An 11,303-nucleotide genomic window follows, 5' to 3' on the forward strand; every position below is an offset into this window, starting at 1 on the left:
GTACCTAGCCTTTGTGGGAGTGAGCTTGCTCACGAAGAGGCCAGTGCAGCCACTGATCACTCTGCGTAGACATACCGCCCTGCGCAATGGCAAAACCCGGTAACCAAGCCCTACCCCATCACCACGCGACAACGACTAGCCTCATCGGGCCCATTCCTAAAGCAAGGATGCTTCGATGCTGCCAACCTTTCGCCTGATGACGTGTGCTCTTGTGTTTCTTCTGCCCGGCCTCGGCCATGCCAGCCAATGCCCTGACTGGTCTGCCGCCAAGGCGCGCAGCGAAATCACCGCGTTGCAACAGCAGATTGCCGCGTGGGATGACAGCTACCACCGGCAGGGCATTTCGCAAATCCCGGATGAGCTCTACGATCAGGCGCGGCAGAAGCTGAGCCTGTGGCGCTCGTGCTTTGCCGTTTCCACCCCAGAGTCCGATCCGCTAAAGACAGCAGTTGGCCCATTGCCTCATCCCGTTCCGCACACGGGGGTCAACAAGCTGGCCGACGAAGGCAGCGTCAAGGACTGGCTCAAGGGCCGCAACGATCTGTGGATTCAACCCAAGGTCGATGGCGTAGCCGTCACGCTGATCTACGAACAAGGCCAGCTTGTGCAGGCGATCAGTCGTGGTGACGGGCGCAAGGGGCAGGACTGGACCTCGCAGGCGCGACTGATCAAAACCATTCCTCAACAACTGCCCCAGGCTGAATCCCCAGTACTGCAAGGCGAGCTGTACTGGCGGCTGGACGACCACATTCAGGCCGCGTCCGGCAGCGTCAACGCGCGCAGCAAGGTCGCAGGATTACTGGCGCGGCAGACGATCAGCCCGCAGCAGGCCGACGCCATCGGGCTGTTCGTCTGGGACTGGCCGAACGGGCCGGCCGATATGGCGCAACGTCTCGCAGGCCTGCAAGCCATGGGTTTTGAGGACAGCGCGGCCTATACGCATCCACTGCAAAACTACGGCCAGGCCGCACGATGGCGCGAGCATTGGTATCGCAATCCCCTGCCGTTCGCCACGGATGGCGTGATCATGCGCCAGGGTCAACGCCCACCCGCGCAACGCTGGCAAGCCAGTGCGCCTTACTGGATTGCCGCCTGGAAACATCCCTACGCCCAGGCGCTGGCCGAGGTGCGCAAGGTCAACTTCAAGATCGGCCGCAGTGGCAGGATTACGCCGGTGCTGGAGCTGACCCCGGTACGTCTCGATGATCGTACCGTCAGCCGCATCAGCACGGGCTCGCTGCAGCGCTGGCAAACACTGGATATCAGGCCTGGCGATCAGGTCGCCGTGAGCCTGGCCGGGCTGACGATTCCACGACTCGATGGCGTGGTGTCCCGTGCTGCTGAACGAGCTGACATGATCATTCCACGAGCCGACGACTTTCATGAACTGAGCTGCTGGCAAGCCACACCAGGCTGTGAAAGCCAGTTCCGCGCCAGACTGGCATGGCTCAGCGGCAAGAAAGGCCTGGCGTTGCCCGGCGTTGGTCCGGGGACCTGGAACACGCTTATCGAGAACGGCCAAATAATGGGCTTACTCGATTGGATGACCCTGAATCATGCTGAGCTTGTTAACATTCCCGGCTTCGCTGAACGCAGTAGCGCTAAACTGCTCGACAGCCTGCAAACCGCACGCGAACGGCCGTTTCAGACATGGCTCAAGGCCATCGGACTGCCGCCCACGGGAGGCGCCAGACTGCCCGACAACTGGCACGAACTGGCTGACCGTAGCGTTGAGCAATGGCAAGCAGAGCCCGGCATTGGTCCTGGTCGTGCGGCCAGACTGAGGGCTTTTTTTCAGGACCCACAGGTACAGGCACTGAGCCAGCAATTGCAGGCACAGAGCATTTCAGGTTTTAAGTAGCGGACGTTCATTTTTCTGTCCGTATTCAAACGGAGTTCATATGCAGTTTTTATCGCCACTGATTCTTTTCACCAGCTGCACGCTGCTCGCTACAACCGTGTTCGCAGACGCACAGGCGCCCTCCCCCGTGCAGTCCGAATGCCAGATCAAAAGCCAGGAAATCAGCAGCAAGATTCAGTATGCCAAGACCGAGGGTAACAAGGCGGAACAGTCCGACCTTGAAAAGGCACTGGCCGAGGTCAATGCCAACTGCACCGAAACGTCATTGATCAAACAGCGCAAGCAGAAAGTGCTCGACGCCAAGCAGGAAGTCAGCCGCCGTCAGACCGACCTGAACAAGGCCATGGAAAAGGGCGATCCGGAGAAGATCAACAAGCGTAAGGACAAGCTCGCCGATTCGCGCAAGGAATTGCAGGAAGCCCAGACCGAACTCGAGAAAGTCCAGTCAGACGATTGATCAGGTCGCGACGCTGCCCATGATCGGCAGCGTCGCGAACAGACTGTCAGGACACGGCTGGGAAAGCCGACACCCCGAACAGCGCGATGATCAGGCCCATGCCCACCAGCCAGACAAGCGAGCGCAGTGCGGCCAGATCGGCCAGGTAGAAAATGATGTACAGCAGGCGGCTGGTGATAAACAACACCGCCAGCACATCAATCGTCACCAACTGCGCGTTACCGGCAATGTGCGCAATGATCACCGCCGCAGCAAACGCCGGGGTCACTTCAAAGCTGTTCATCTGGGCAGCATGCGCGCGGCGCGGAAACCCTTCCAGTTTGTCGAGAAAGGCACGCGGGTCATGGTTATGCCCGCTGCCAAATTTGCCGCTGCCGAACTTGGCGATACCGGCACAGATAATCGGCAGCAGGATTGCGACCAGCACGCACCAGAAAGCAACTGTCATACGTCCATCCTTATAGGGTTCAGCTTCATCGGAAGCATCCGGGCAATACCCGCTCACAAGCTATGAGCCGGGGGTCAGCGAAAGGTTCTTGAAGAACGACCACCAACCTGACGCATTACACCAGTTTAGGAAAGATCAGGCTGAACGTGGTGAATTGGCCTGGCTCGCTCTGCACCGTAACCTGCCCTTCGTGCAGGCTCATGATGGAACGCACGATCGCCAGCCCGAGCCCGGTCCCGCCCTGCTGTCGCGCTCGGCTGACATGCACCCGATAGAAACGATCGAACAGGCGCGGCAAGTGCTCGGCATCGATGCCATCCCCCGCATTGCGCACTGCCAGTGACACTTCATCCTCATGCGTGGCAAGCGTGAGGGTAATGACGCTGCCCGACAGACCGTGACGAATGGCGTTGGACAGCAGATTGGAAATCGCTCGCTGAATCATCAGCCGGTCCCCGGTCGCCCTGGCGTGCCCTTGAACCTGCAAGGTGATGTCGCGATCCTCCGCCGAGGAGGAAAACAGTTCGGCGACCTTGTCTGCCTCCTCACGAAGATCGATGACCTCGACCGGCAAGGGCGCTGCGGGCTGGCTGACGCTGGCCAGAAACAGCATCTGACTGATCATGCGCGACATGCGCTCCAGCTCTTCGGTGCAGGATTCGAGTGCCTGCTTGTACTCCTCCGACGGGCGCGGTCTGGACAGCGTGACCTGCGCCCTGCCCATCAGGTTGTTCATCGGCGAGCGCAGCTCATGCGCAAGGTCGTCCGAGAACTGCGCCAGTTGCTGCACATCACCGTCCAGCCTGTGCAACATGAAGTTGACCGCATGTGCCAGGTCGCGCAACTCGTCAGGCAGGCCCTTCACTTTCATGCGATGAGACAGGTCGCGGGCCGAGATTAGCGCAGTGACTTTCCTGAACGCCCCCAGCGGCCTGAGCCCGCGACGCACCACCCACCAGACGCCAAAGCCGACCAGCAGCAGAATCACCGGCAAGGCCAAACACGTCGATCTGACGTAAGCGTGCAGCAGCACGGTGTCGCTTTCCCTGTCCATGGACAGCCTGACCAGCACGTCCTGACCGGTCTTGAGGCGTACGGTCCTGTAACCCAGCAGAATCTTGTGGCCCTGCTCGGATTTCAGTTCCTGAAAGCCTTGCGGCAGCGCATCGATATCAGGAACCGGCAGACTTCGTCCCTCTTGGCTACCGACGCTCATCAACTCTTGCCGAGGGTTGCCCACGTCGAAAATGGTCAGCGAGAAGCTGTCATGCCCGACGATCTGGTCACGCAGCGTGTGGGGGTACTGGACGATGTCGACGACCCCCAAAAAACCCTCGCTCATGCTGTGTTCGATCTGCCTGAACTTCTCGTTCAACGCGTCTTCGGCACGTATATCGAGCTGACGGGAAATGGCTGCATAGGCAAGCATTTCCATCATCAGCACCAGGCACCCGATGAGCGCCGCGACCGTCAATCCGAGACGTGTCGAGAGACGGGTCAGCTTCATTCACGCACTTCCAGTACGTAACCGACGCCACGCAGCGTGTGAATCAGCTTGGTCTCGAACGGATCGTCGATCTTCGCGCGCAGACGGCGGATCGACACCTCCACCACATTGGTGTCGCAATCGAAGTTCATGTCCCAGACCAGAGAGATGATCTGGGTGCGCGACATGACTTCGCCGCTGTGCCGCATCAACAGGTGCAACAGCGCGAATTCCTTGGTCGTCAGGTCGATGCGCTGGCTGCCGCGAAACGCTCTGTGGCGCCCCTGATCCAGCTCAAGATCGCCGACCTGCAACACCTTGGAAGTGCTGGTCTGCTCGCTGCGGCGCATCAGCGTGCGGACCCGAGCCAGCAATTCGGGAAACTCGAACGGCTTGACCAGATAGTCATCGGCGCCCATTTCCAGGCCCTTGACCTTCTCTTCGAGACGCCCGCGTGCAGTGACCATCATGATGCGCGTACTGACGGTCTTCCTCAGGCGGCTCAACACCTCCCAGCCGTCCATCTCCGGCAGGTTCACGTCCAGAATCACCACATCGTAAGCCTGATGCTGCGCGAGATAGAGCCCATCGAGACCAGTTGCCGCGATATCGACGATATAGCCGCTTTCGGTCAGACCCTGATGCATGTATTCGGCAGTTTTCGGCTCGTCCTCGACGACAAGGATTCGCATAACCAGGCTTCCTGTTTGATGAACGGTGGATGACGATGCCGTGCAGTGTACTGAAAAGAAACGCCCATCCCGCTGGATAACAAAATCGTAATTTTGCAGCAATCCCTCTGATAACTCCGGTTGCATACAGTCCCCTCAGCCAACTTCAGCGCCCTGGTGCCTGTTTGTTTTTTGCTTTCGATGGGGTGAGTCATGCGACTGGAGAATAACGTGCGCGCTCAGCGTACAGATCGATTGGCAGGGATTGCGCTATGAGAGTCGCCGCACTTTGCCTGGTGTTGTTACCGTTTGTTGCCCCTGGCATTGCCGCAGCCCAGGGCATCAGCCTGGCTAAGGCACTGGAGGCAGCCTTCGCCCGTAACCCGGAACTGGCCGCAGCCCAGTGGGAGATAGGCGTCGCCGAAGGCGATCGCCAGCAGGCCGGGCTGATCCCCAACCCGACAGCGTCATGGGAAGTGGAAGACACCCGCCGCGAGACCAGCACCACCACCGTGATGCTCAGCCAGGCCCTGGAACTGGGCGGCAAACGCGGGGCGCGGATCGAGGCCGCCAGCAAGGGTCAGGACGCTGCGCGTCTGGAGCTGGAGCGTCGCGGCAACGAGCTGCGTGCCGAAGTGGTTCAGGCATTCTACGCAGCGGCGCGGGCACAGGCGGGTCTGGAGCTGGCGCGCCAATCCAGAACACTGGCCGAGCGCGGCCTTGAGGTTGCCGAAGGGCGAGTCCGGGCGGGTAAGGTATCGCCGGTGGAAGCCACACGCGCCCAAGTGCAGTTGGCTGAAACCGACCTGCTGGTACGCCGCGCCGAGACCCTGAAAATCAACAGCAACCGCGAGCTGGCGCGCACCACCGGTTCGCCGGTCGCCTCTTTCGAACGTCTGGACTACAACGACCTGTCGCCAGGCAAGCTGCCACCGAGCGCAAAGCTACTGACCGCCCTCAATCAGTCCGCCGAGCTGCGCCTGGCGCAGACCCAGATCGAGCAGCGCGAAGCCGCGCTGGGGTCGGAGCGCGCCAAGCGCATCCCGGACCTGACCGTCAGCGTCGGCAGCCAGTACAGCCGCGAAGAGCGCGAGCGAGTCAACGTCGTGGGCCTGTCGATGCCACTGCCGCTGTTCGACCGCAATCAAGGCAACGTGCTCGCGGCATCACGCCGTGCCGACCAGTCGCGTGACCTGCGCAACGCCGTCGAACTGAGGCTGCGCACCCAGACGCAGTCCGCCCTCGATCAATGGAAAACCGCCGCGCAGGAAGTCGAGTCCTTCGACCGCGTGATCCTGCCCGCCGCGCAACGTGCCGTCGACACGGCAACGCGCGGTTTCGAGATGGGCAAGTTCGGCTTTCTCGAAGTGCTGGACGCGCAACGAACGCTGATCTCGGCGCGCAGCCAGTACCTCGAATCGCTGGCCACCGCCACCGACGCCAGAGTCGCCATCGAGCGTATCCACGGTGATCTCAACCGCTTCATCCTCAACCCCTGACTTTCCTTTTCCGCCTGTATCGAGCGTATCCAAAAGTGCTGCATGCACCTGATCGCCGGGAGCCTTCATGAACAACAAACGAAGCATTGCCATCGCGCTGGCGGTGGTGGTCATCATTGGTCTGGGCAGTCTGACCCTGAACCCGCAGATGCTGCCGTTCGCAGCAGGACCAGAACCGTCAGCCGATGAGCACGCGCATGAATCCGGGCAGGGCCATGCTGAAGAGCCAGGCCAAGCCGACGAGGCGAAAAAACCGGACACCGCAGCCTCGGAAGCTTCTCACGAAGAGGAAGAGGGACACATCGAGCTGACTGCCGAGCAGATCAAGGCAGCAGGCATCGAGCTGGCCAGCGCCGAACCCCGGCAGATGAGCACGACCGTGACCTTCCCCGGTGAAATCCGCTTCGATGAAGACCGCACTGCGCATGTCGTGCCGCGGGTCAGCGGCGTGGTCGAAGCGGTGAAGGTCGATCTGGGTCAGTCGGTGAAAAAGGGCCAGGTGCTGGCAGTGATTGCCAGCCAGCAGATTTCCGATCAACGCAGCGAATTGAACGCTGCACAGCGACGTCAGGAACTGGCGCGCCTGACCTTGCAACGCGAAAAGAAACTCTGGGAAGACAAAATCTCGGCCGAGCAGGATTACTTGCAAGCGCGTCAGGACTTTCAGGAGGCCGACATCAACCTGGCCAACGCGCGGCAGAAGATCAGCGCCATCGGTGCCAGCACCCACCCTTCAGCGGGAAGCCGCTACGAGCTGATCGCACCGTTTGATGCCGTGGTCGTTGAAAAGCACCTGGGCATCGGCGAGATGGTCAGCGAGGCGAGCAACGCCTTCACGCTGTCCGACCTGTCGCGTGTCTGGGCCACCTTCGGCGTGGCGCCCAGGGATCTGGACAAGGTGGTGGTCGGTCGTCCGGTCATCGTCAGTGCGCCCGACCTGAATGCCCGGGTCGAAGGACGAGTCGGCTACGTCGGCAGCCTGCTGGGCGAGCAGACCCGCGCTGCGGCCGTGCGCGTGACGCTGGCCAACCCGCAGGGCGCGTGGCGTCCCGGCCTGTTCGTTTCGGTGGAAGTCGCCGCCGAGCAGTCCAGTGTGGCGGTCAGCCTTCCCGAATCGGCGATCCAGTCGGTCGAGGACAAGCCCTCGGTCTTCGTGCGCAACGCTGAAGGTTTTCAACTGACGCCGGTGACACTTGGCCGCCGCGATGGTGGCCACGTGGAAATCGTCAAGGGCCTGGCGGCCGGCACACAAGTGGCCACCGCCGGCAGTTTCATCCTCAAGTCGGAGCTGGGCAAAGGCTCCGCCGAGCACGCCCATTGATCTGCGTCCCACGAGTACACCCACATGTTTGAACGGTTGATTCAATTCGCGATTGAACAGCGCATCGTCGTGATGCTTGCTGTGCTGCTGATGGCTGGGCTGGGCATCGCCAGTTACCAGAAGCTGCCCATCGATGCGGTCCCCGACATCACCAACGTACAGGTGCAGATCAACACGTCCGCACCCGGCTTCTCGCCGCTGGAAACCGAGCAGCGCATCACCTTCGCTATCGAGACCAACATGGCGGGGCTGCCCGGTTTGCAGCAGACGCGCTCGCTGTCGCGTTCGGGCCTGTCACAGGTCACGGTGATTTTCGAGGACGGCACCGACCTGTTCTTCGCCCGCCAACTGGTAAACGAGCGCCTGCAGATCGCCAAGGACCAGTTGCCGGAAGGCGTCGATGCGATGATGGGGCCGATCTCCACCGGCCTTGGCGAGATCTTCCTGTGGACAGTCGAGGCCCGCGAGGGCGCGCTGAAAGAAGACGGCACGCCGTACACGCCGACCGACCTGCGGGTGATTCAGGACTGGATCATCAAGCCGCAACTGCGCAATGTGCCAGGTGTGGCCGAGATCAACACCATCGGCGGTTTCGCCAGGCAGTACCAGATTGCGCCTGATCCGAAAAAACTGGCCGCCTACAAGCTGACGCTGAACGATCTGGTGGCAGCGCTGGAGCGCAACAACGCCAACGTCGGCGCAGGCTATATAGAACGCGGCGGCGAGCAGTTACTGATTCGCGCACCGGGTCAGTTGGGCACGGTGGACGACATCGCCAACATCGTCATCGCCAATGTGCAGGGCACGCCGATCAGAATCAGCAGCGTGGCCGAGGTCGGTATCGGCAAGGAAATGCGCTCCGGCGCAGCCACCGAAAATGGCCGTGAAGTGGTGCTCGGCACGGTGTTCATGCTGATCGGTGAAAACAGCCGGACCGTCTCGCAGGCGGTGGCCGCCAAACTCGCCGAGATCAACCGCACACTGCCTGCAGGTGTGGAAGCCGTAACGGTTTATGACCGCACCACACTGGTGGAAAAAGCCATCGCAACGGTCAAGAAGAACCTGATCGAAGGCGCGATTCTGGTCATCGTGATTCTGTTTCTGTTCCTCGGCAACATCCGTGCTGCGCTGATCACCGCCATGGTGATTCCGCTGGCCATGCTGTTCACCTTCACCGGCATGTTCACCAACAAGGTCAGCGCCAACCTGATGAGCCTGGGCGCGCTGGACTTCGGCATCATTGTCGATGGCGCGGTGGTGATCGTCGAAAACGCCATTCGCAGGCTGGCGCATGCCCAGCAAAAGCATGGCCGCATGCTGACCCGCAGCGAGCGTTTCCACGAGGTCTTCGCTGCCGCCAGAGAAGCGCGTCGGCCGCTGATCTTTGGTCAGCTGATCATCATGGTCGTGTACCTGCCGATCTTCGCCCTCACCGGTGTGGAAGGCAAAATGTTCCACCCCATGGCCTTCACCGTGGTCATCGCCCTGCTCGGCGCCATGATTCTTTCGGTGACCTTCGTGCCTGCCGCCATCGCCATGTTCGTCACCGGCAAGGTCAAGGAAGAAGAAGGCTTGGTGATGCGCACCGCCCACCAGCGCTACGCGCCGATCCTGAGCTGGGTACTGGGCCATCGCTCGATAGCGTTCGGCATGGCCTTGGTGCTGATCGTGCTGTCCGGCTTCACCGCCAGCCGCATGGGCAGCGAGTTCATCCCCAGCCTGAGCGAAGGCGACTTCGCCCTGCAGGCGCTGCGGGTACCGGGCACCAGCCTGACCCAGTCGGTGGACATGCAGCAGCGTCTGGAAAAAGCCATCATCGAAAAAGTCCCGGAAGTGCAGCGCGTGTTCGCCCGCACCGGCACCGCCGAGATCGCCGCCGACCCGATGCCGCCCAACATCTCCGACAGCTACGTGATGCTCAAACCGCAAAGCGAATGGCCTGACCCGGACAAGTCCCGTGAAACACTGATCGCCGACCTGCAAAAAGCCGCCGCCAGTGTGCCGGGCAGCAACTACGAACTGTCCCAGCCGATCCAGTTGCGCTTCAACGAACTGGTTTCGGGGGTGCGTAGCGATGTGGCAGTAAAGGTCTTCGGCGACGACATGAACGTGCTGAACCAGACCGCAGCAAAAATCGCCGCCACCCTGCAAAAAGTGCCGGGCGCCTCGGAAGTCAAAGTCGAGCAGACCACCGGGCTGCCGGTGCTGACCATCAACATAGACCGCGACAAGGCCGCGCGTTACGGCCTCAACGTGGCCGACGTACAGGACGCCATCGCCATTGCACTGGGCGGTCGTCAGGCGGGCACGCTGTATGAGGGCGACCGCCGCTTCGACATGGTGGTGCGCCTCTCCGAGCAACTGCGAACCGATGTGGACGGGCTCTCCAGCCTGCTCATTCCGGTGCCTGCAAGCGCTGGCAATCAGCAGATCAGCTTCATCGCCCTGTCCCAGGTCGCCAGCCTCGACCTGGTACTCGGGCCGAACCAGATCAGCCGCGAGAACGGCAAACGTGTGGTCATCGTCAGCGCCAACGTGCGCGGTCGGGATCTCGGCTCGTTTGTCGAAGAAGCGGGCACCACCATCGACAACGGCGTGCAGATCCCGGCCGGCTACTGGACCAGTTGGGGCGGGCAATTCGAACAACTGCAATCGGCCGCCAAACGCCTGCAGATCGTCGTGCCGGTGGCGCTGCTGCTGGTACTGGCGCTGCTGTTCATGATGTTCAACAACCTCAAGGACGGCCTGCTGGTCTTCACCGGCATCCCGTTCGCCCTGACCGGCGGCGTCATGGCCCTGTGGCTGCGCGACATTCCCCTGTCGATCTCCGCAGGCGTGGGCTTCATCGCCCTGTCGGGTGTGGCGGTGCTGAACGGCCTGGTGATGATCGCCTTCATCCGCAGCCTGCGCGAACAAGGCCACTCGCTGCACGACGCCATCAACGAAGGCGCCCTCACCCGCCTGCGCCCGGTGCTGATGACTGCACTGGTCGCATCGCTGGGCTTCATCCCCATGGCCCTCGCCACCGGGACTGGCGCCGAAGTGCAGCGACCGCTGGCGACGGTGGTGATTGGCGGAATTCTGTCGTCGACAGCGCTGACGTTGCTGGTGTTGCCGGCGTTGTATCAGTGGGCGCATCGGCGGGAGGATGAGGAGGTGGTTGAGGCGTTGAAATAGGTTTTTAAGTAAAAATTGCGCTGATCCAGCTGATGTTACCGTCAACTGGCACAGCGCAGTCGGCACTGTCTGTAGCCAAAGTCTTACTCCATTTCCAGAAACGCAGCACACTTGCTGGCGAACGATTCAGGTAGACACCGCAGCTTTGAGCAATGATATTTCGAACCATGAAACACGTTACTAACTAGTTGCCAAATGTGTTGAAATGCAGCCTTATCACCCAGCGCAGCGCGCGTTGCGCCGAAGATACTTAAGATCGTGAATTTCCTGCCACTGTGGGAACTCACTCCCCGGATCGGCAACTAACAGCGCAGTTGCTCGCGCATTGGCGGCAAACAGGATCGACGCTGAACGTTGTGTGTTTTTCAATTCGCCGCACGAAA

8 protein-coding genes are annotated in these 11,303 nt (G+C 61.1%); 5 read left to right on the forward strand and 3 right to left on the reverse strand.

Annotation, left to right across the window (positions count from 1 at the left end):
- Positions 1-175: 175 nt before the first annotated feature.
- Together ligB and V476_RS09255 are read left to right on the forward strand one after the other, a co-directional pair.
- Positions 176-1,861 (forward strand): NAD-dependent DNA ligase LigB, encoded by a 1,686-nt coding sequence (gene ligB / locus V476_RS09250; protein WP_024961106.1) that lies wholly within the window; start codon positions 176-178, stop codon positions 1,859-1,861.
- 40 nt (positions 1,862-1,901) lie between these two features.
- Positions 1,902-2,318, forward strand: a complete 417-nt coding sequence (locus tag V476_RS09255) for a DUF1090 domain-containing protein (RefSeq protein WP_003316364.1) — start codon at positions 1,902-1,904, stop codon at positions 2,316-2,318.
- A 46-nt stretch (positions 2,319-2,364) separates the two neighbouring features.
- On the opposite strand, the gene V476_RS09260 is transcribed toward V476_RS09255, so the two are convergent.
- The 3 genes from V476_RS09260 to V476_RS09270 form a co-directional block, all read right to left on the reverse strand.
- Positions 2,365-2,766, reverse strand: coding sequence for an MAPEG family protein (locus tag V476_RS09260; protein WP_003316365.1), 402 nt, complete (start codon positions 2,764-2,766; stop codon positions 2,365-2,367).
- Between the two features lie 115 nt (positions 2,767-2,881).
- Positions 2,882-4,273: a heavy metal sensor histidine kinase gene (locus V476_RS09265; protein WP_024961105.1), complete on the reverse strand. Its 1,392-nt coding sequence runs from the start codon at positions 4,271-4,273 to the stop codon at positions 2,882-2,884.
- Entirely contained in the window at positions 4,270-4,944 is a 675-nt protein-coding gene (locus V476_RS09270) for a heavy metal response regulator transcription factor (RefSeq protein ID WP_003420115.1), read from the reverse strand. Before V476_RS09270 ends, V476_RS09265 begins: the two co-directional genes overlap by 4 nt.
- A gap of 251 nt (positions 4,945-5,195) precedes the next feature.
- Between V476_RS09270 and V476_RS09275 the strand changes: the two genes are divergently transcribed.
- The 3 genes from V476_RS09275 (at position 5,196) to V476_RS09285 (ending at position 10,920) form a co-directional block, all read left to right on the forward strand.
- The gene (locus tag V476_RS09275; protein WP_024961104.1) at positions 5,196-6,422 is read left to right on the forward strand and encodes a TolC family protein; all 1,227 of its coding nucleotides are present in this window, start codon (positions 5,196-5,198) and stop codon (positions 6,420-6,422) included.
- Positions 6,423-6,489: 67 nt separating this feature from the next.
- Positions 6,490-7,743: an efflux RND transporter periplasmic adaptor subunit gene (locus tag V476_RS09280; protein WP_024961103.1), complete on the forward strand. Its 1,254-nt coding sequence runs from the start codon at positions 6,490-6,492 to the stop codon at positions 7,741-7,743.
- A 24-nt stretch (positions 7,744-7,767) separates the two neighbouring features.
- Positions 7,768-10,920 (forward strand): CusA/CzcA family heavy metal efflux RND transporter, encoded by a 3,153-nt coding sequence (locus tag V476_RS09285; protein ID WP_024961102.1) that lies wholly within the window; start codon positions 7,768-7,770, stop codon positions 10,918-10,920.
- Positions 10,921-11,303 lie beyond the last annotated feature (383 nt).

Source organism: Pseudomonas syringae KCTC 12500, from assembly GCF_000507185.2.
GTDB lineage: Bacteria > Pseudomonadota > Gammaproteobacteria > Pseudomonadales > Pseudomonadaceae > Aquipseudomonas > Aquipseudomonas syringae.

Bases quoted from the DNA above. Each gene is read 5' to 3' on its own strand.
- V476_RS09270 (WP_003420115.1), bottom strand. From the start codon at position 4,944: ATGCGAATCCTTGTCGTCGAGGACGAGCCGAAAACTGCCGAATACATG.
- V476_RS09255 (WP_003316364.1), top strand. From the start codon at position 1,902: ATGCAGTTTTTATCGCCACTGATTCTTTTCACCAGCTGCACGCTGCTC.
- ligB (WP_024961106.1), top strand. From the start codon at position 176: ATGCTGCCAACCTTTCGCCTGATGACGTGTGCTCTTGTGTTTCTTCTG.
- V476_RS09285 (WP_024961102.1), top strand. From the start codon at position 7,768: ATGTTTGAACGGTTGATTCAATTCGCGATTGAACAGCGCATCGTCGTG.
- V476_RS09265 (WP_024961105.1), bottom strand. From the start codon at position 4,273: ATGAAGCTGACCCGTCTCTCGACACGTCTCGGATTGACGGTCGCGGCG.
- V476_RS09260 (WP_003316365.1), bottom strand. From the start codon at position 2,766: ATGACAGTTGCTTTCTGGTGCGTGCTGGTCGCAATCCTGCTGCCGATT.
- V476_RS09275 (WP_024961104.1), top strand. From the start codon at position 5,196: ATGAGAGTCGCCGCACTTTGCCTGGTGTTGTTACCGTTTGTTGCCCCT.
- V476_RS09280 (WP_024961103.1), top strand. From the start codon at position 6,490: ATGAACAACAAACGAAGCATTGCCATCGCGCTGGCGGTGGTGGTCATC.